This window comes from Undibacterium sp. Di24W, assembly GCF_049340325.1.
In the GTDB taxonomy this organism is placed as follows: Bacteria; Pseudomonadota; Gammaproteobacteria; order Burkholderiales; family Burkholderiaceae_D; genus Undibacterium.
The window spans coordinates 345506-365249 of record NZ_JBMPOP010000006.1 but is presented as its reverse complement, the minus strand read 5'-3'; the positions used below and the strand labels follow the sequence as shown (position 1 = coordinate 365249).

Annotated in this window: 14 protein-coding genes and 3 tRNA genes; 8 read left to right on the top strand and 9 right to left on the bottom strand. The window is 44.5% G+C overall.

Annotation, left to right across the window (positions count from 1 at the left end; translation table 11 throughout):
* From ACO0KZ_RS15130 to ACO0KZ_RS15110, 5 genes are all read right to left on the bottom strand, one after another.
* The coding region (locus tag ACO0KZ_RS15130; RefSeq protein ID WP_422996622.1) for a GTP-binding protein at positions 1 to 244 on the bottom strand (244 nt) is incomplete at its 3' end.
* Between the two features lie 91 nt (positions 245 to 335).
* Positions 336 to 410: transfer RNA gene (locus ACO0KZ_RS15125), tRNA-Thr, on the bottom strand.
* A 42-nt stretch (positions 411 to 452) separates the two neighbouring features.
* A tRNA-Gly gene (locus ACO0KZ_RS15120) sits at positions 453 to 526 on the bottom strand.
* A 42-nt stretch (positions 527 to 568) separates the two neighbouring features.
* Positions 569 to 653 (bottom strand) — tRNA-Tyr (locus ACO0KZ_RS15115).
* A gap of 123 nt (positions 654 to 776) precedes the next feature.
* Entirely contained in the window at positions 777 to 1523 is a 747-nt protein-coding gene (locus ACO0KZ_RS15110) for an MgtC/SapB family protein (protein ID WP_422996620.1), read from the bottom strand.
* Positions 1524 to 1858: 335 nt separating this feature from the next.
* On the opposite strand from ACO0KZ_RS15110, the gene ACO0KZ_RS15105 reads away from it, so the two are divergent.
* The 3 genes from ACO0KZ_RS15105 to ACO0KZ_RS15095 all read left to right on the top strand — a co-directional run bounded on the left by ACO0KZ_RS15105 (position 1859) and on the right by ACO0KZ_RS15095 (position 6704).
* A complete protein-coding gene (locus ACO0KZ_RS15105) occupies positions 1859 to 3742 on the top strand; it encodes a DUF885 domain-containing protein (protein WP_422996618.1) in 1884 nt (627 codons plus the stop codon).
* A 189-nt stretch (positions 3743 to 3931) separates the two neighbouring features.
* A complete protein-coding gene (locus ACO0KZ_RS15100) occupies positions 3932 to 4423 on the top strand; it encodes a cache domain-containing protein (protein WP_422996616.1) in 492 nt (163 codons plus the stop codon).
* Positions 4424 to 4439: 16 nt separating this feature from the next.
* The gene (locus ACO0KZ_RS15095) at positions 4440 to 6704 is read left to right on the top strand and encodes an ATP-binding protein (RefSeq protein ID WP_422996614.1); all 2265 of its coding nucleotides are present in this window, start codon (positions 4440 to 4442) and stop codon (positions 6702 to 6704) included.
* Positions 6705 to 6800: 96 nt separating this feature from the next.
* Here ACO0KZ_RS15095 and ACO0KZ_RS15090 read toward each other — a convergent pair whose 3' ends face one another.
* Together ACO0KZ_RS15090 and ACO0KZ_RS15085 are read right to left on the bottom strand one after the other, a co-directional pair.
* Positions 6801 to 9776 (bottom strand): S9 family peptidase, encoded by a 2976-nt coding sequence (locus ACO0KZ_RS15090; RefSeq protein ID WP_422996612.1) that lies wholly within the window; start codon positions 9774 to 9776, stop codon positions 6801 to 6803.
* Between the two features lie 218 nt (positions 9777 to 9994).
* Positions 9995 to 10849, bottom strand: a complete 855-nt coding sequence (locus ACO0KZ_RS15085) for a hypothetical protein (protein ID WP_422996610.1) — start codon at positions 10847 to 10849, stop codon at positions 9995 to 9997.
* A 408-nt stretch (positions 10850 to 11257) separates the two neighbouring features.
* On the opposite strand from ACO0KZ_RS15085, the gene ACO0KZ_RS15080 reads away from it, so the two are divergent.
* On the top strand, positions 11258 to 11767 hold the full coding sequence (locus ACO0KZ_RS15080) for a YciI family protein (RefSeq protein WP_422996608.1): 510 nt from the start codon (positions 11258 to 11260) through the stop codon (positions 11765 to 11767).
* Positions 11768 to 11882: 115 nt separating this feature from the next.
* Here the strand turns inward: ACO0KZ_RS15080 and arsC are convergent, their stop codons facing one another.
* Positions 11883 to 12314, bottom strand: a complete 432-nt coding sequence (arsC, locus tag ACO0KZ_RS15075) for an arsenate reductase (glutaredoxin) (protein ID WP_422996606.1) — start codon at positions 12312 to 12314, stop codon at positions 11883 to 11885.
* Positions 12315 to 12986: 672 nt separating this feature from the next.
* Here arsC and ACO0KZ_RS15070 point away from each other — a divergent pair.
* On the top strand, positions 12987 to 14303 hold the full coding sequence (locus tag ACO0KZ_RS15070; RefSeq protein WP_422996604.1) for a hypothetical protein: 1317 nt from the start codon (positions 12987 to 12989) through the stop codon (positions 14301 to 14303).
* A 106-nt stretch (positions 14304 to 14409) separates the two neighbouring features.
* On the opposite strand, the gene ACO0KZ_RS15065 is transcribed toward ACO0KZ_RS15070, so the two are convergent.
* Entirely contained in the window at positions 14410 to 16935 is a 2526-nt protein-coding gene (locus tag ACO0KZ_RS15065; protein WP_422996602.1) for a TonB-dependent receptor plug domain-containing protein, read from the bottom strand.
* Positions 16936 to 17297: 362 nt separating this feature from the next.
* On the opposite strand from ACO0KZ_RS15065, the gene ACO0KZ_RS15060 reads away from it, so the two are divergent.
* The 3 genes from ACO0KZ_RS15060 to ACO0KZ_RS15050 all read left to right on the top strand — a co-directional run bounded on the left by ACO0KZ_RS15060 (position 17298) and on the right by ACO0KZ_RS15050 (position 19497).
* Positions 17298 to 17918: a DUF938 domain-containing protein gene (locus ACO0KZ_RS15060; protein WP_422996600.1), complete on the top strand. Its 621-nt coding sequence runs from the start codon at positions 17298 to 17300 to the stop codon at positions 17916 to 17918.
* A 272-nt stretch (positions 17919 to 18190) separates the two neighbouring features.
* Positions 18191 to 18970, top strand: a complete 780-nt coding sequence (locus tag ACO0KZ_RS15055) for a transporter substrate-binding domain-containing protein (RefSeq protein ID WP_422996598.1) — start codon at positions 18191 to 18193, stop codon at positions 18968 to 18970.
* A 242-nt stretch (positions 18971 to 19212) separates the two neighbouring features.
* Complete coding sequence (locus ACO0KZ_RS15050; RefSeq protein ID WP_422996596.1) at positions 19213 to 19497, top strand: PsiF family protein; 285 nt, start codon at positions 19213 to 19215, stop codon at positions 19495 to 19497.
* Positions 19498 to 19744: the final 247 nt, after the last annotated feature.

Below are 19744 nucleotides of genomic sequence, written 5' to 3'. Positions count from 1 at the left end.
AGTCAACGTGAGCATAGTGACGACCTGCTGTTTCGTATTCTACGTGCGCTGTATTAATTGTAATACCGCGTGCTTTTTCTTCTGGAGCTGCATCGATCTGATCGTATGCTTTAGCTTCGCCGCCAAATTTCTTAGACAATACTGTCGCAATCGCTGCTGTCAATGTCGTTTTACCGTGATCCACGTGACCAATTGTACCGACGTTAACGTGCGGCTTGGTGCGTTCGAACTTACCTTTTGCCATTTTAGACTCCTAACGATTGTGAGAGATCTTCTTAAGCTACCAAGCACACGCCTGATAATAACAATGCGAAGACGATGATTTAAAACTACACTGGTGCCCTTGACGTGGATTGAACACGTGGCCTCTCCCTTACCAAGGGAGTGCTCTACCACTGAGCTACAAGGGCAGCTCTTTGCACAACACACATGCAGAGACAAAACTTTAAACTTGGAGCGGGTGAAGGGAATCGAACCCTCGTCTTAAGCTTGGAAGGCTTCGGCTCTACCATTGAGCTACACCCGCGTACGAAACTGATTCGAAACAACTTCAGCCACAAATTCTGCCTGGTGGAGGGGGCTGGATTCGAACCAGCGTACTCAGAGAGAACAGATTTACAGTCTGTCGCCTTTAACCACTCGGCCACCCCTCCCAGGGAACCCCGAATTATGGAGATGTTTGTTTTAGCTGTCAATAGCTTTTTAAGACTGCCCGCGTTTTTTTCTAAGTTTTGAAAATACGGAATGATTTTGTGCCGAAAAACATTAGAAAAAATCTAATTTCGCGCATGTGCGAGTTGATAAGAAACCAATCCTTCGAATTTACTCATTTCCTCAGAAAGCGCACTAATCGAGTTGGCTGACTTTCTGTTTAATGCCACCGCAACAAAACGCCATTCTGTTTTCCCCTCTTTTAATGAGATGATGATCGTTCCGCCAGCAACTTCATAACCGCGCTCTATCGCCAACTTACGTATCGCCACTTCGTTGGCGATAAAGCCTTCTCTAAATTGCATCACGATCGAAATTGCTTGCCGTGCTGGCAACCAAGTTTCCAACTTGTACACCCAAATCATGCACGCAGCAGAAAGAAAAGCCAGTAGTATTGCTGCAGCGTAAAAGCCAACACCTACCAAGATTCCAATGGCAGAAGACGCCCATAAAGATGCTGCAGTGGTTAGACCGCTAATACTAAAGCCTTCCTTCATGATCACACCTGCCCCCAGAAATCCTATACCGGTAACAATGCCTTGTATGGTTCGGGAAGGATCTAGTGCCACCGGAGCTAGCGAGCGTGCGCCAAACCAAAAATCAGGATAACCAGCAATTACCACCAAAGCTGCCGACGCCATGCAAACCAGGCCATAAGTTCGCATGCCAGCAGCGCGCCCATGATAAGAACGTTCATATCCAACCACAAAACCCAATAACATCGCGCCTGTGAGGTTGAGAAAAATAATGGTATTGGCCCCTAACTCTGCGCTAGACCAAAAGTGGGCGGTATATGAAGCTAGGGTCGTCATGCTATGTGCTCGTATTCGATTTATATAATTTTCAGTTTAACAAGCGAACACCAAGCTGTCTAAGAAATATCACCGAAGTTCAATATTTGACTAAATCATGGCTCACACAAGCAACAATGAACTTCTCTTCTCAAGATCGAGTCACAGACCTAATTCTCTCCATGCCCCATTGACAACATTAACGTTGAAAAGCTTTTTCATACAATAAATGGAAGCGAATAAGAGAAAATAAAAAAATCCCGATTTACCCTGAAGATATTTCAAAGGGACGCTCACGTATATCTATAGTATATTTAAGTTCACATATAAAACTTTACAACCTTAGGGAGACATTTATGCAACGCGCAGGAAGAAAATCACCGCACTCACAACGCAAGCAACTATTTCCCCATCGACCCATTACTCTCGCGCTGGTCACATTGCTAGGCAGCATTAATGTACACGCGACAACGAGTGCACATCAGACAAATCAAGTTAAAAGTCCAACCGCAAGCACCCAAATAAACAGCAAATTTCAAGCTGAGCAAGAGAAAGCCGAAAAAGCATTCAAAAACCTTTACCAAAAAGAGGCTGCTTACCGCAACAAGGAATTTCCAGGTCGTCGTCAGGCTGATGATGAAGATGAGATCACGATCGCTGATTACAGTGATGCTGCGGAACAAAAGCGATTAAAAATTTGGCGCACCTTTGCCGATGAAGCACACAATATCCAAGCGAATTCCTTGTCAAATGAATCGAAAATTAATCTGAGAATTTTTTCTGATCAGCTCACCAATCGCATCAATGCCATCAACTTGAATGCGCATCTGCTTACTTTTAATTCAGATAGCCAGTTTTGGGCAGGTACTGCGGGAGCAGCTGAAGCAACGCGTTGCGCCAATCTCAAAGCCTGTGAACTATACTTAAAGCAACTCGCCAGCATTCCACGCAATTTCGATCAAAAAATCGCCCTGATGAAATTAGGTATAGAACGTGGCATGACCATGCCCCAAGTCGTATTAACAGGACGTGATGCCAGCATACAAAGACATGTCGTAAGCGATATAGAACAAAGTGTTTTCTACAAAGCATTTAGCCAATTACCGGCTAGTATCAACAAGGCACAACAACAAGATTTACAGACGCGAGCAAAAAAAATAATCGTTGAGAAAGTTATTCCGGCTTACCAAAATCTCTTATCTTTCATTCGCAACGATTACATGCCGAACGCACGTAAAACCATCGCGGCATATGATTTACCCAATGGCAAAGCGTTCTACCGCGCACAGATATTGGAATACACCACTCTAGACACTAGCCCTGAAGAAATCCATGCGATAGGTCTGTCCGAAGTTGCTCGTATTCGCAACGAAATGCACAAGATAATCGCCGACCTAAAATTCAATGGTGACTTTCCTGCCTTCTTGCGTTTTTTACGTACTGATCCGCAATTCTATGCAAAAACGCCGCATGAACTATTGGCTGAAGCCGCTTATTGGGCGAAGAAAGCCGATGGCCTTTTGATACGTTATTTCGGCCGACTCCCACGTAAGCCTTATGGCATTCAGCCTGTGCCAGCTGACATCGCCCCCACATATACCGCCGGACGCTATGCCGGAAGCGGTGATGCAAATCGTCCATCCAACTATTGGGTAAATACCTCATTACTTGATCAGCGACCTATGTGGGCTTTGCCAGCACTCACCTTACATGAGGCGGTTCCTGGACATCATCTGCAAATCGCATTGGCCGGTGAACAAGCAGAACAACCCGAGTTTCGACGCAATTCGTATATCTCTGCATTTGGTGAAGGCTGGGGACTGTATGCGGAACACTTGGGTGTAGAAATGGGTTTCTACGAAAATCATTATCATCACTTTGGTCGTCTGGTGTATGAAATGTGGCGCGCAACTCGCTTGGTGGTTGATACAGGCATGCATGCTAAAGGATGGACTCGCGAACAAGCACAACAATTCATGCGTGAAAATACCGCTATGTCTGAACATGAAATCACGACCGAAGTAGACCGCTACATCTCATGGCCCGGACAAGCCCTAGCTTACAAACTTGGTGAACTTAAAATCCGCGACACACGCAAAAAAGCAGAACAAACTCTCGGCGATCAATTTGACGTGCGCGCATTTCACGACAAATTATTAAGCCTTGGTTCAGTGCCACTGTCAATTTTAGAAAGCGAAATGCTTGACTGGGCCAAACAAACCAAGAAAGACAAAAAGTAGAACTTATTTAGGTTTTAAAACAACAGCAAATGGCCTCGAATAAATCCGAGGCCATTTTCTTTGGAGTAAGCATTTTTTACATTACAATGATTCACCGCCAACGAGGAATGGCGAACGAAGAGAAGCATCTCTTTCAGATTAAGCAAAGTATCCACAACTGCTCGCGCTATGATGACTAAGGAGAAGGCTATGCGTTATCTTTTTATTGGGGTGTCAATTGTCATTATGATCTGCACAAATATCGCCAGCAGCTTCGCGATTGAACGCAGCGACGCACGTACCGCCACCGCACTTCTACAAAAAGCACAAATTTATTTGCAAAAGAATGGTTTAGAAAAAAGTATTATTGAATTTAATCGACTAGATAGCCCTTTTAACGTTAAAAGTGAGATCAATCCCAATGGAGATCTTTATCTGTACACCCTCGATTCAAAAGGGTATCAAGCAGTGCATGGAAAAAATCCTAAAATCCGTGGCAAAGTTATGCTAGAGATGCGTGACATCGATGGTGTCTATTTAATTGCTGACATGGTAAAAATCTGCTTTACGTCGAAAGAGGGTAAAGGCTGGACCAGATACCGCTGGCCGAATCCGATTACGAAAGAAGTTGAGCGAAAACAAGGCTACGTCGAGCGAGTTCCCGGACTAGACCTCTGTTTAGGTACTGGTATTTACAGATAAAGAAGAATGCCTCGCGATGGCAATGAAGCAAAATAAATTTTCACTAAAAACTATCGGCCTACTGTTAACACTGTTCACGGGTCTAATTATTGCCGCGATTATCTTGCAGTCTTGGTGGGCCATCATTCAGGATCGAAAACTGACTATCGATTCAGAATATCAGCATGGACTGGTGGCGGTGCGTCTTCTCGAAGAGCATGCGACCCAAACCTTACACGATGCGGAGCGTAACCTCGACACGGTGGTCAATGCAATTTTAAGTGAGGGTAAGCAAAAACCTATCACCGACACAGTCATCCGCCAAGTTTTAACCAAAGCTCAGCCCTTCAATCGCGTACTCAAAGCGCTGCAGTTTGTTAACCCAGAGGGCAAAGCATGGGTCAGCTCTATAGACTATCCTGCCTACCAGACTGATGCTGATGACAGAACCTACATTCCCTATTTGCTTCAACATCGTGACGACAAGAAGGTGCTTTTGGGTCGAGCCTTCCAGCGCTTCTATGATGGAGAATTAGTCGTCCCAATCGCACGAAATGTGTATTCGGAAGACGGCCATTACCTTGGCATTATCAGCACTGATGTCAGCGTCTCATATTTTAGCAATGTCTACCAACGCGTTGCCCAAGACAGTAAAGCTATCGTCGCACTTTTCACCAACGCTGGCGTAATTATCGTACGCTTCCCCTCCATTCCCAATCAAGTGGGCCAAGACCTTTCACATTCGATAATCATACAGCGCCTCAATAAATCAACTGAAGAGGGAATGTTTGAAGATCAGAACTTCTTAAACGATCAGGAAGCCAAACCTAACTTATATACCTACCGAAAATTCAAGAACTACCCTGTCATTTCAGTGTTTGCGCGTGATACAGATACCATCTTAAGTCCGTGGCAAGAGCGCAGTCAAAATAGGGTTTTCTTTTCATCGATTATTATTTTCTTCTTGGTATTACTGTCGCTATTCTTGTGGCGACAATTCCTGCGCTTGCATCGTTCAGAGCAATCTCTGCTAGCCTCAGAAGCACACTTAAGATCAAGTGAAAGCAAGTTCGCTGACCTGTTCGAGAACTCACCTTTGCCACTTGCATTGTTACGCTTTGAGGATCAATCAATACTGGCAATCAATGGCTATCTCCTGCGGCAATGGGGCTATAGCGTCGAACAAGCAATGTCCAAGTCTCTAGACGATTTGAACATCTGGACAAATCCAGCGGATGCCGCTCAACACAGCAAGCTATTGCAAGAACAGGGCGTAGTAAAACAATTTGAAGTAAGTTTATGCGGCAACCAAGGTCAATCACATATTTGCCAAATCTCATCCAAACGATTTGTATCTAATGCGGAGCAACTAATAATTTTTTCACCGTTAGACATTTCGCACCTACGAAACGTTGAATCACAACTGCGCACGCTAAACACCCAGTTGGAAGAAAAAGTGTCGGAACGCACACATAGCCTTGCAACTGCCAATCGCGAATTGGAGCAAGCCTTAATTTCCATGAAGGTGATGCAAAACGAAATGTTCCGCTCTGAGAAAATGGCCGCCTTAGGTTATCTGGTCGCGGGCATTTCTCACGAATTAAATACGCCTATAGGAAATTCCTTGATGGTCGCCAGTACCATTCACGATTACACACAAACTTTGGCCGAAGAAATTAACAACGGGCAATTGCGCAAAACGCGCCTTTTACAGATAGTCGAAGACAGCAAAAAGGGCGCCGATATCCTACTACGCAATTTACAGAGAGCTGCACAACTAATTTTTAGTTTTAAGCAAGTTGCGGTCGACCAATCAAGTGATCAATATCGGGGATTCGATTTAAAATCCAATATTGAAGAAGTCCTCATCACGCTGGAACCCATCTATAAACGAACTAACTACCAGCTTACTTTGGATATCGAAGAAGGCATACAGATGGAGAGTTATCCAGGCGCTCTGGCGCAGATCTTAACCAATTCCATTAATAATGCGGTGAGTCACGGTTTTGAAAACAGGGAAAGCGGCCAGATGCACTTGTATGCAAGAGCACTCAACGAAAAAGACATAGAAATTGTGTTCAAGGACGATGGGGCGGGAATACCGCCAGAACATATAACACGAGTGTTCGATCCCTTCTTTACTACCAAACTGGGACAAGGTGGTTCTGGCTTGGGACTGCACATTGTCTACAATCTGGTCACTGAAGTTTTCGGTGGTAGCGTTAGCATAGAAAGTGAAGTAAATCACGGCACGAGATTTAGATTCATACTGCCAAAGAAAGCGCCCGCTAAATCGAAGTAATTTGACTAATCTAGAAAAAAGCCACAGCTATCTGTGGCTTTTTTCTGTATTTTGTTCAGGCCATACTCAACATAGACATAACCTGAGTTATTACAATCACGGCTTCTTCGTTTCGACTGCCGTAGCATCTGCTGCTTTTTTATCGTCAGCTTTCGCCGGTAGTTTTGCTTCTGGCAGATTCACCAGGCTAGCGCGTTCTTTCAAATGTTCTTCCATTTTTAACCAAGCAACGCCCTTATTCAACCATTCAGGCGCAGCTTTATCTTTCAAATGAAAATCAAAAAACTCTTTCATGCGTTGCATATAATCTTTTTGGTTTGGCTTTTTCACCAAACCATGATTCTCACCTGGATACTCCAACATGATCACGTCTTTACCAGCTCGACGTAAGGTGTTGAAATATTCCACGCCTTGTGTGTAGTCTACTGCTCCATCGACATCATTTTGCAGCATCAGCAATGGTGTCTTGACATTCTTCGCAAAAAACACTGGGCTATTACGTACGTAGGCCTCCCAATGATCATTATAGGCACCGAGAAAGCGCCCTTGGCTACTCTCAAAAATCGCTTGATTGGTGCTGCCCGAATTTTTGTACACGAGACTGTACATACTAATCATATTGGTCAATGCAGCGCCGGCAGAAGCCGCTTTAAACACGTCTGTTTGGGTCACTAAGAAAGCAGTTTGATAACCGCCCCAGCTATGTCCCTGCAGACCGACACGCTTGGCATCCACCACGCCTGTCGCGATCGCCGCCTGCAATGCGGGTAAAACACTTTCTTTTGCACTGACACCTGGATCATTCAAGCGATAAGTAATGTCGGGATTAAATACAGCATAACCATGACTCGTATAATACGAACGATTAAAACCGCCGCCACCAACCACCGGTGGCGTATAGCTATTTAAGCCTTGACTCAATTTCTCATAGATATACACGATAGTTGGATAGGCTTTGCCGGCTTGATAGTTGGTCGGCAAGAACAAAGCACCCTGCAATTTCTTACCATCCGTACCAATATAATTGACCAACATGGCGCCACTGCCCATGGTGTAATTTTTCTCCTGATTCACCAGATCGGTGAGCTTGCGCGCATCGCTCAATTGCTCGCCACTGACATACAAATCTGGCGGTGCAATTGCGGATTCTTTTGACAGCAAAAAGACATCTGCTTTTTCTGCCTTTAACAAACGACGATAGGAAACATCATCAAATGCCAATCGCTTTGCGTTACCGCTTGGCTCAAGGCGTAAAAAACCTGCTTTCTTAGTCCATTCACCATAAGCACTAAAATATTGAGGCTTGCTCAGATCAATACCCTTTTCATCTTGGTCGAGCACCATACGACGTTGGTAACGCACTTGATCTCGCTGACCGTCACTGGTCAACTGCACCGCTTTGCCTCCGTCTGCAGGCATTTTCCAGATATCCCAGCCATCACTCAACAAGACGAAACGACTGTCAGCACTCCAACCAAATGGCTGCACTGGTGGTTTCACCACGTTGTGATCATCTTCCAGATTGACAAAACTGACGTTCAAGCCCGCCGTTAAATTATGACGCTTGCCGGTCGCCATTTCTATGCTAAAAAAATGTCCATCTTCATAATGCAAGTAATGACGTCCATCGTAGGCAAGACTAAAAGTCCAGCTGGCTTGTTTATTCAACAAACGGCGTTCGCCATTTTTTAAATTCACCGCGTAGACATCACTAAACCGGCGACCATCCATACTCGCTTGACGCTGGTATTCGCTATCATCTTGCGCCAACGCCCAATCGCCAGCTAATGGCATGGAGACACTGGTCAATTTTTCGTCACCCAAGCGCACAAATTTATCTTCAGCAACGCGATACAATGCTGCGGCAGAACGTTTCTTGTCCATGTCCTGTTGCACTTTTTGCTGAGTCGGCAAACGTCTATCCTGATGGTGCCACAACACCAGATTCACTTTTTCGTCAGCTTCCGGCTCCTTCTTTTCTTCTTTCGGTTTTTTCTTAGCTTCTTTAATGCCGAACGAAATCCAAGCAAAATCTTTACTCCAACGCGGCTGTGCGTCACCGGAGACTGTCATGTCTGCTGGAAAATCTTTAAGTTTGCTGGGATCGACAATTGTTTTCGCGAAACCATTATTCGACTCGAGACGGAAGCCAAGAGCATTCCACAATTTATCCTGATAGGCCTTGTCTTCAATGCCTTTTAAAACTGTAAAGCCATTGCCTTTATCATTCCACAATAATTTTTCGTAGACGGCATCGCCTTCATCTAAGACTTGGCTGGCGCCGCTATCGAGTGTCTGCACAACAACCGCATTACCGGCTTTATCTGTTGCATCTACAAGGTACGCCAAAAAACGCCCTTGATGATCAAATTCAAACTCCGACACATTGCCTAAGTTAAGCGAAACACCGGTCTTCAAGTTCTTTAAGAGTAAATCAGAACCTTTCGGCTTTGCAGGCACTGGCGGTACACCAGGAACCGCGGGCGCAGGCGCTGCTGGTGCAGCACTATCCGCCATCGCTTTGTGCATTGCAATCCACCCCCCACGTTGATTGGCAAAAGCAAATTTACGCACCTTATCGACCGTTGTCGCTTTACCCGTCTTCAGATCAACTAAAGTCACTTTGGTTTGCACTGGCTTTTTAGCTTTTTTTGCCGCATCCTGCTCTTTTTTGTTCATGTGCGCGGTGAACGCCAGCCATAAACCATCATCTGAAAATTCTAAAGAACCCGCACCCTGCCCTGCTGGAAAACTATATTCTTCTTTACCATTGAGCGATTTTACGACGACATTCGCGTCGCCTTCTGACTCACTGATACGCCAGGCACCCCATTGTCCATTAGCAGAAATCGCTGCCGCACTGATACCTTTCCAAGCAGCCATATCGGCGATTTCAACCGCTCGCGGCACCGACGGTTGGGCTTTGACTTCAGGCTTAGCATCAACTTTCTTTTCGCCAGCACTCGGAGTTGAAATCTCCTTAGTCGCGTTGACTGGTGTGCTGGCCTGTGCCAGCAAATCAGAACTTGCCAACAACAGGCTCAAACTTAATAGAGGAAAAGCAGGACGCATTTGACGCTCCAGAATAAAAAAAGAAAAACTAAAAAAAGAAAAACTAAAAAAAGAAAAAATATCTGTACCTAGCTCTATTGACAACGACATCACAGCTTAGTTCATATTGATCAAGATGCCAAAAATTATGCTGTTACGTGAACGTCACAATAGAAACAAAAATGCCACCTATTTTTGGTGGCAAAATCAGAAATTAGTCATAGGATACCGACACAACTTTAATGTCCAACCTCACGCGGACGTATCCCTATCTTTATCACTTCCGGCGGATAATAGTTAAGATAGGATTTCCAAATATTATCAGTCTTTGCATACTTTTCAAATTGTGCATTTAGGTAGGCTCGGTCGCTAGTACTCAAAGTGATTTTTGAAAAATAGACGCCACTATCGGTCCAATTCAATTCTTCTAATTTTTCAAAGCGCACCTTTCCAACAAGATCTTCTAGTAAAGGTTCAGATTGTATGATGCCAGAGAAAATCGTCGGCGCCATAATCGTGACGTACTTTGGATTACTTTTAATCAACTTCGCGACAGACGTAGGATCAGGCTCAACTAGTACCCGTCCCAACTTGTTCATCTCGTCAACTATCGCCAGATAAGCCGGACCATAATCATAGCCCCGTACCACCACCAATTTCATCTCACTGCGCGCGATAATATCTTTGACACTGTGCATAGGTGGAAATTGCCCCTCCATGGAAATCAAAGTTGCGCGTAACTGTACGAAAGGAAAAAAAATGCCAAACTTATCACGACGAACAGTTCTCACTGCAGTTACCAACAAATCTGATTGTCCCGTTTCGAATAGGATTTCTTGTCGGTTTTTAGGTACCAAGGTGTACACAAATTTACAGTTGCTTTTAGCTTCTATAGCGCTAAGCACATCAGGAAGAATTCCAGAAAATTTATTCGCTTTTACGATTACTGTGTAGCTATAAGCAGAGACCGGAACTTGTATAGGGCGAGAACATCGTGCGTAGCCAGGCTCCACGCACAGAAGCATCAATGGTACTAACATCAGCCCATGAAGCTTTTGCTTATTTTGCTTGTTCGGTTGTAGGCTGCGTCGCATAAGAAGTCACTTGATGGAAGTATGCAATTCAATCCGACATCAATTTTGAGCACAAAGAATCACGCCAAGCATATATTCTCAGCACTGCTCTTTTGATCACGGCTAGAAATATGGATTAAACGAAAATAAGCTTCTGTACTTTAATCATTTTGCGCTTTAATTTGTCGAATGCCTATGCGGTGCAATCGAAAAGAAGAAATATATAGAATGCCTTTCTCATTGCTGTCGGAGTTATACGACAGATTAAACAAATGACATTTTTAATGAACAACTTATTCACTTAGCCTGGCAGCATAAATCCTTTGCGACATAAGCAAAATAGAGTTATACAGGCCAAGCTATGTTCTATAGTAATATTAAGTAAAAAGTCTAATTCTAGGAACCTGTCACACTCTCCCGGAGCAGTCCATGTATTATCTAAAACCATACTCGTACTTTGCTGCACTATTGAAGTTCAGTAGTCTATTATTGGCGACTCTGACTTTTATCAACCCAGCATGCATGGCGCAATCTAGCCCACTTTCGACCAACCAAAAGTATGATGCTGAGGCCGCAAAGCGCCTGGGTGCCGATGAACGAGGCATGCGTAGTTACGTCTTAGTGGTGCTCAAAACCGGCCCAAATAGAGTCGCCACTGGCAAAGAGCGCGATGAGATGTTTGCCGGTCATTTTATCAATATGAAGCGACTTGCAGCGGAAGGAAAATTAGTCTTAGCTGGCCCATTTGATGGCCTAGATGGCTGGCGTGGATTATTTGTATTCGCGGTAAAAGACATTGAGGAAGCGAAACAACTAACGGCTACCGATCCAGTGATCATTAAGGGCGAAATGATAGCCGAATATCACAAATGGTATGGTTCAGCCGCGTTGATGGATGTGGGGCGCCTGCACGAAACCTTAAGTGAGAAAAATCCTTAGACTATATGAAATCCTGGCAAGAGATGATGGGGAATATGTGGCACAACACATATCGCCCTGTAGAATCAAGAGATCTGAAAAGCGCTCACTGTTCAATACCAATTTGCGTTGCGAATTAAGCTTTCGGCTTCACACGCAAGCCGGTAGCATCAATCACCTGCTCACCATCTTCTTTGCTGAAGGCGCCTCTTTGCGGCAACGTTAAGATCTCAAGCACCACCTCAGAGGGTCTACATAAACGCACACCGGCATCAGTCACGACGATAGGTCGGTTAATCAAAATCGGATGCTGCAGCATAAAATCTATCAAAGCATCGTCACTCCACTCGGCATCAGCCAACTGCAGGTCCTCATAAATTTTCTCTTTTTGGCGCATTACGTCACGCACAGGGACGGCCATCGCGGCGATTAATTCTTGCAATCTTGATTTCGTGGGTACCTCGGTAAGATATTCAATAATTTCTGGTTCTACCCCTGTATTGCGAATAAGTGCCAACGTGTTGCGCGAAGTGCCGCATTTAGGATTGTGATAAATAGTAATCGCCATAGAAGTCTTTTGTTCTTGAAAGTTGAAAGAGTAAAACCTGTTGCAACATTGTATTCATATTTCTTTGATGTTTAAGTGCTTATAAACTTTGTATTTTATAGCTCATTACAAACGACACCGATACAGTAATTATCAGCCAAAACAATTCAGTTGAGTAATCATGTGATCATAATTCTCATCGTGAGTCATAGCGCCTTCTTTTCATTTCGCGATGAGCAAATCCGCGCAACTCAATCCCTATAAATAGAATGACTAAGGCGAAGCTAGGATTACCGATCACTCAGCGATTTTGCTCGCGATGATACCCTCGTTTCATGTTTAGAGCCGCGACCGAAAAAGTCGCCAAGTCTGCATCTTAAGCGATGCTGATCAGCGGCAATGATGACTCGACTAATTTCCACAAATTTTTACAGTTCGTTCCCATTCTTTGACTTGCATCAAGAGCAATTGCCAACGCTAATGCAAAATAGGAGACCACTTTACATACGATGAAACTGGTTTGATACGACCTTTTTTTGAATCAGAAGGTCTCAAATAAGCTCAATACATTCCTTTAATTGCGTTCTTTCAATCAATTACTTTCCAAACTAAGGGACTTACGACGTTGCATCTATTTCTGGTAATTCTGGAATAATGGTATTAGAGCAGTGAAGCCTTTTTCAGGAGTTGAAAATGAATAACCAAGCGGCCGCGGATAGACCAAGTAATGCCGAGACTTGCGACAACTTCAAGAACAATTACAGCGAACTAAACACGCATTGCTTCTGCATTAGCCTAGATCAAGAAGCTCTGGAATTGGCATTTCGGAAGGAGGTCGGTGACGACACCGTGTATCAATTAGTACGAGAACGTTGCCCTCACCTATTTGCCGCACATCCGGTTTTTATTGATAAACATCGAGTCGCAGAAATTCAACGACTGATACAGGGGATAGAGAGCATCGTCGCATTACCTAGCTATCGCGCCCATATATTAAAAAATGCACCCGCAATTGCCAGACACAATACCCGGCATGTACAAGGTGTCTTCTTTGGCTACGATTTTCATGCCAATCAAGAAGAACTAGGTCTGATAGAAATCAATACCAATGCTGGCGGTGCGATGTTAAATGCAATGCTGGCTCGCGCACAACGCGCTTGTTGTGAAGCGGTACAACAAGCGCTCATGCCAGACACGCAAGTTGAACATTTCGAAGTCGAAATCATCGCCATGTTTCAACAAGAGTGGCAACTGAGCGGAAAGCCAACCCATTTAAAGCGTATTGCGATAGTGGATGAAAATGTAAGTGCCCAGTATCTCTACCCCGAGTTCTTACTCTTTCAACATCTGTTCAAAAAACATGGTATCGACGCAGTGATTTGTAATCCTGAGGAGTTGATTTTTGAAAATGGTATCGTTAGTTATCAGAGAAAAGAAATCGACATGATTTACAACCGCCTAACTGATTTTTATCTAGAACAAGCTCAGCACCAAGACTTACACCAAGCTTATTTGAGCGATGCTATCGTCATGACGCCGCATCCACAAGCCCATGCTTTGTATGCAGATAAAAGTAATCTTACTATCTTCAGCAGCCATCAAGACCTTGAAGCTCTAGGCGTAGCATCCGAGGTCCAACATCTATTGTTGAAATACATACCGCACACGGAAATGGTAAGCCCAGAAAAGGCTGATTTTTTGTGGAAAAACCGGCGTCAGTTTTTCTTTAAACCCTGTACCGGCTTTGGCAGTCGCGCCGCTTATCGTGGTGATAAATTGACGACCAGAGTCTGGCAAGAAATTCTCCTTGGTCGTTACGTAGCGCAGACCTTGATCATTCCCGGTGAGCGTTACCTGTCGAATACAGAGATCGAGGAAAAAATGAAATTTGATTTACGCGCATACACTTACGCTGGGAAATTGCAATGGCTGGCAGCGCGCCTCTATCAAGGTCAAACCACCAATTTTCGTACCCATGGCGGCGGATTTGCGCCCGTCTACTCAGTGTAGACAGACACAGCAAACTGACAAAACAATAAAATAAGGGATCAAATGATTCGGACAAAACACCGAACAAATCCGATCCCTAAATTTGGCTCAACAAGCCGCTCAAAAATTACAAGCTGTAACTCACACGCAGATACACAAAACGACCAGAACGTCCAAATGGTGAGAAGTTAGAAAATGAAGTGGCGCCTGTGGTATTCAAAACAGGCAGACGCGGATCGGCGTAAACATCAAATACATTGTCGGCACCGACTGCAACTTTCAATTTTTTACTGAGTTGATAGCGAAACTCAATATCCACCAAAGTTTTCGGTGACAACACCTGATCCAACGCAGCAGTCGTTCCTGGGTCTAAGACTTCACCATAACGAGTCGCACGCACGGTGGATGCATAATCACCCAACTTCCAATCGACACTGGCATTGATTTTATTACGTGGTTGCCCTCGTTCCAAAGACAAGACATTTATCCTGTCAAACAAAACTGGCGCTGGCGTCAGCGCAGCCAACTGCGCGGTCTGCGGTACTTTCGTCACTTCAGTTTTCGTAAAATTACCAGCCAAAGTAAAATCAAATCGTCCAGCTGATTCTGTCAACAATGGCCAGTTAGAAACAATATCGACACCCTTAGTAGTCGTATCTACACCATTGATAAAGAAGCGTCCACCACCGACACCTATGAAACCTTGTGACGTTAAATAATTCCGGACATTGGCAGCGGTCAGATTCTCAGATAGAACGATACGATTACTCAATTGAATGCGATAAGCATCAACCGTCACCCCTAATTTGCCTAAACTAAATACCGCGCCCAGAGATTGATTGAAAGATTTTTCGGCATCCAGAGGCTTCGCACCTAATGCGACCGCGGCCTTATCAGTCGGTTTGAAAGTGGTGATTTCGAACGGTACGCCATTAATAAAATTGGTCGCAGTCGAAGTAAAAAACTGTTGTTGGGGTGATGGCGCTCTGAAACCATTTTGCACTGAACCACGCAAGCCAAATTCTTTACTAAAATCATAGCGAGTCGCCAACTTGCCTGTTACATTACTTCCAAAATCAGAATAGTGCTCTGCACGTATAGCCGCCGACGCTTGCCACTGCTTCGTGAAATTAGTTTCAAGATCAATGAATGCCCCTATCGCGCTGCGATTATTATCCGATGCATTCGTTGGAGTAAAGCCAGGAAAAACCTGTGCGCCGGGCGCCGTTGGAGCACCGCTGGCCAACTTTTCACCACCAAAACGATAAGAGTCTGGCTCACCTGCGAACAAACTATAGCCTTCGCGACGAGCTTCAAAACCCGTTGCAAAACTAAGCGGTGCGGCTAACTCTGGCAAAGTAAAACTACGCACTGCCGACAAGTTAAATACCAATTGATCATAAGAGAATCCACCAGCATAGAATTGCTTTTTACTGGAAGGACCAATCGAACGATTGATTGTGTCTTTAATCGTGAACTGCATTTTGTTTTTACCATAGCCTAAAGAGGCATCCATATCCCACAGGCCAGCGCTCCAACTGACGCCTCCTGTCGCACTATAATCATCGACTTGGGGCGCGATCTTGGGCAAGAAACCATCTGGATATACGCTAAGAATATTCTGGTCTTGCAAAGGGCGGCGGAAGAACCCAGCAGATAAGGCATCGCGTCTTTGATAGCTAGACCAAGCGTATAACTTAACGCCATCACCTATCGTTTCACCGGCGTTCAAAAACACCGTAGATTGATTTAATTTCGGTTCTCCATACCAAGCATTAAAACGATTCGCTGTTTTTTCTCTAGGGTCGAATGCACCGTTAACTAAAGGGTATTGTTGACGAAAATCCCAACCAGCACGTTCTGTATTTTTTTGATCTTTAAATTCAGCCGCCACCGTGACATAGCCCGTCTCGCCAAAGGATAAACCCTTCCACAAACTGACTGTAGCAGTATTGCCATCATGTCGACTACGTGAAGTGCCAGGCGCAGTCCAGGTGCCACCGGTCGGTGTTGGACTTGGTATGTAATCGTATTCTGTGATCCGTTCACCATAACTCGCCGTCACTTCACCGCCATCACGATCTTGACGCAGGCGTAAATTAATAACACCCGATAAAGCGTCTGAGCCATATTGAGCGGAGGCGCCATCACGCAACACCTCAATATTTTTTACAATCGCGGTAGGTATGGTATTCAAATCCACTGCAGCAGCACCACGTCCTACCGTACCATTGACGTTGACCAAGGCAGAAGAATGACGTCGCTTCGAATTCACGAGCACTAAGGTTTGATCCGGGCCTAAACCACGTAAGGTTGCAGGCCGGATTGTATCTGTACCATCGGTCAAACCAGGACGTGGAAAGTTCAAAGAGGGCAATGCCACGGATAAGGCTTGGTTAATTTCGCTAACGCCCATGTTTTGTAGCGACTCGCCAGAGATCACGTCGATCGGTGCCGACGTATCGGTTGCCGAGCGATTCGACATACGTGTGCCCGTCACAATCACGGCGACCGGTTTTTCATCTGATTTTGTCTGGTTTACGGCAGCTTGCGCATAACTGGTTTGCACGACTGCGAAGGAAGTAAAGGGAACAATAAATAGGGAAGCAATAGCGACGGTAAGAGCTGGCTTTTTTGGACTAAAGTGCTGCATTGAAAACCTCCAAACAAAAAATCTCACGAAGTGAAAAACAGAAATGGGGTGTGCACATGTGCAAGCACGTGAAATCATCATGACACCAAGAAAAAATGAAGTCAATTCAGGCCACTTAGATACAACAGTAAATTGCGGTATATCGCCAACAACATGGAATACGCACAGAAATAGAGCAAATAAAAGAGCTTAGCATTCTTATTTTTCTAGCTGCAATACCAATAAGGTGTATGAGTTCTAACGTTTGTCTGCCTTGCGGACGAAAAGAAACTAATTCCAATTACAATGGAATAAACAAAACACCTTCGCTGCGGCATTACTATGCCGAGAGCACTTATCTTCACCAAGCACATGGCGCACATATGAACCAAGTTCAAAACAATCCGGACATGCAATTTTCTCCTGCATGCGAACGCAACCGAGATCCTATACTGGAGCAACTAAAGCCGCGCCTTTCCTTAGCTAACAAACTATTGGAAATTGGTAGTGGTACTGGGCAACACGCGGTCTACTTTAGCCAGCATCTGCCGCAGATAAGCTGGCAAACCAGTGACCGTTTTGAAAATCACGCCAGTATTAGAGCCTGGATTGAGCATGATGGCGCCAGCAATGTGTTGATGCCGATAGAGTTAGATGTCGCGTTATCCGAATGGCCGGCACAAAAATTTGATGCCATCTTTACTGCCAATACCTGTCACATCATGTCATGGACCGATGTAGAAAAAATGTTTGAAGGTGTATCTCAAGCGCTGGAGAGCGCTGGTCGCTTCTTCATCTATGGACCATTCAACTATGATGGCCAATTCAGCAGCAGTAGTAATCAGGCATTTGACGCTTCACTAAAATTAGTTGCGCCACATCGGGGAATACGCGACTTGGCGGACATGCGACGGTTAGCACTGGCCAATCTGCTTCAGCTATCGGAGGATATCGCTATGCCTGCCAATAATCGTTTACTGATTTTTACAAAAGTTGACAAGTAAATGTATGTTTAATTCAAATTTTTTAAGCAGTCCAAAACGATTGAAGTTGCGACCATGTCCGCGCCAAACCTTTTAGTACTAATTGAACAGCTTTAACTTTTAATGATTGCGATACGAGGGGCTGTTGGCATACTATTTAGGATGTCATTATCAATGAAGTCCCGAGCAGTCAATATCGCCAATTGATTAATTAAAGCGCACGCGATGCATGATCAAATAGTGTTAAGCGGTTAAAGCGGACATTGATACGTTCAAAAGGAGCTTGCAACAACATGAAAATTGCCTCGTTTTTTTTGACGTTGAGCTTGCTGGCGTTAGGCCTCCACAGCGAAAAGGCATTTGCCGTTACCCCTTTAAAATTCTGTTTTGAAGATGCGCCGCAAACGCCATGGACCATGCCCGATGGTAGTGGTTTAAATTTAGAGTTACTCAAGCGTGTAGAACGGCGTTTAGGTGAAAATTTCGAATTAGTCGCAAAACCATGGAAGCGCTGTCTCGAAGAGGTACGCACCGGCGTGCAGGATGGTTTGATTGGTTCAGCAGTCGCGCCAGAACGGCAACAGTTCAGCGTATTTCCTACCATGCCCGACGGCTCCGCTGATAGAACCGCAGCGTTAAACGAAGATCAAGCGAAGGTCTACATTCGCAAGGACAGTAAAGCAAATTGGGATGGAGAAAATCTCATCAACGTACAGCAAGCCATCTTGGTGCAACGCGCCTATCTGGTGGGAACCATATTGCAAAAAAAGGGATTCCAAATCAAGGAGATTCGCAGCATTCATGAAGCGCTGGAACTACTCGTCAAAGGCGCTGCAGACATAGCGATTTTGCAAGGCACAGAAACCGAAAATGTAGTCAAATACGATTCCAGTATCAATAGCAAAATCAGGTCTGCCGAAGCGGCTTTTATCTCTTTACCCATGTATTTGCCGGTCAATCGCGAGACCTATACACAGAATCCGCGCCGGATTGAAGCGATCTGGAATGCTATACGCGAAATAAGAACATCATCGGAGTATCGTCAATTATTAAATGCTGCCGGCGTTCCATAAGCTTTGTGTCCGATTAATGGAGCGTTTTGCCTTACTTAAAACCTTATAGTCTCAGCATTTCTCCCCTGGTAACAGATATTCATTGCAGATAAACACGAAATCTAATTTTGGATTGTCTCGAAAAAACTCAGGCTCATGTCACCTTATCTTACAATTTTTATCTTAGAAAAATTGCGCTCGAGCCGCTTCTCTTCTATAGTGAGCTGGTAATTCCCTTTCAACCTCACAATTTGGAGTTCAGCATGAAAAAACTGGTTCTCGCCTTCGCCCTGATCTGTCCCGTAATGATGGTGCACGCCACCACTGCGCAACAATCCAAAATGACTAGTTGTAATAAAGATGCCACCGGCAAGAAAGGCGATGAACGAAAAGCATTTATGAAGGAATGCCTATCCGCCAAGCCCGCTGTCGCAGAAGAAAAGAAAAGCACACCGCAACAGGAAAAAATGAAAACATGTAATGCCGATGCAAAAGGTATGAAAGGTGACGAGCGTAAGAAGTTTATGTCGACCTGTCTGAAAAAATAATGCAGACGTGTAACGACTATTGCTAGCATCAATCAAATTAATCGAACAATTTTGCTCACTTTACTCAATCGAGATGACAACCACTATTAAGCTAAATTCCACGGCTAAAGTATGTAGTCAAAGAACACCTTCACAATTGAGTCTAGTGAGCAAACATGACTTCTCCGTAGAAACCCCATCAGCAAAAACGATTAAAGCTATTCCTAGTCCTGTCCGTCATTGTTTTGTCAACTCGGGCTTGAGCTGC

Excerpts from the sequence above, each read along its gene's own strand:
- ACO0KZ_RS15080 (WP_422996608.1), top strand. The coding sequence starts at position 11,258 with ATGTATTATCTAAAACCATACTCGTACTTTGCTGCACTATTGAAGTTC.
- arsC (WP_422996606.1), bottom strand. The coding sequence starts at position 12,314 with ATGGCGATTACTATTTATCACAATCCTAAATGCGGCACTTCGCGCAAC.
- ACO0KZ_RS15065 (WP_422996602.1), bottom strand. The coding sequence starts at position 16,935 with ATGCAGCACTTTAGTCCAAAAAAGCCAGCTCTTACCGTCGCTATTGCT.
- ACO0KZ_RS15110 (WP_422996620.1), bottom strand. The coding sequence starts at position 1,523 with ATGACGACCCTAGCTTCATATACCGCCCACTTTTGGTCTAGCGCAGAG.
- ACO0KZ_RS15085 (WP_422996610.1), bottom strand. The coding sequence starts at position 10,849 with ATGCGACGCAGCCTACAACCGAACAAGCAAAATAAGCAAAAGCTTCAT.
- ACO0KZ_RS15105 (WP_422996618.1), top strand. The coding sequence starts at position 1,859 with ATGCAACGCGCAGGAAGAAAATCACCGCACTCACAACGCAAGCAACTA.
- ACO0KZ_RS15090 (WP_422996612.1), bottom strand. The coding sequence starts at position 9,776 with ATGCGTCCTGCTTTTCCTCTATTAAGTTTGAGCCTGTTGTTGGCAAGT.
- ACO0KZ_RS15050 (WP_422996596.1), top strand. The coding sequence starts at position 19,213 with ATGAAAAAACTGGTTCTCGCCTTCGCCCTGATCTGTCCCGTAATGATG.
- ACO0KZ_RS15055 (WP_422996598.1), top strand. The coding sequence starts at position 18,191 with ATGAAAATTGCCTCGTTTTTTTTGACGTTGAGCTTGCTGGCGTTAGGC.
- ACO0KZ_RS15100 (WP_422996616.1), top strand. The coding sequence starts at position 3,932 with ATGCGTTATCTTTTTATTGGGGTGTCAATTGTCATTATGATCTGCACA.
- ACO0KZ_RS15060 (WP_422996600.1), top strand. The coding sequence starts at position 17,298 with ATGAACCAAGTTCAAAACAATCCGGACATGCAATTTTCTCCTGCATGC.
- ACO0KZ_RS15095 (WP_422996614.1), top strand. The coding sequence starts at position 4,440 with ATGGCAATGAAGCAAAATAAATTTTCACTAAAAACTATCGGCCTACTG.
- ACO0KZ_RS15070 (WP_422996604.1), top strand. The coding sequence starts at position 12,987 with ATGAATAACCAAGCGGCCGCGGATAGACCAAGTAATGCCGAGACTTGC.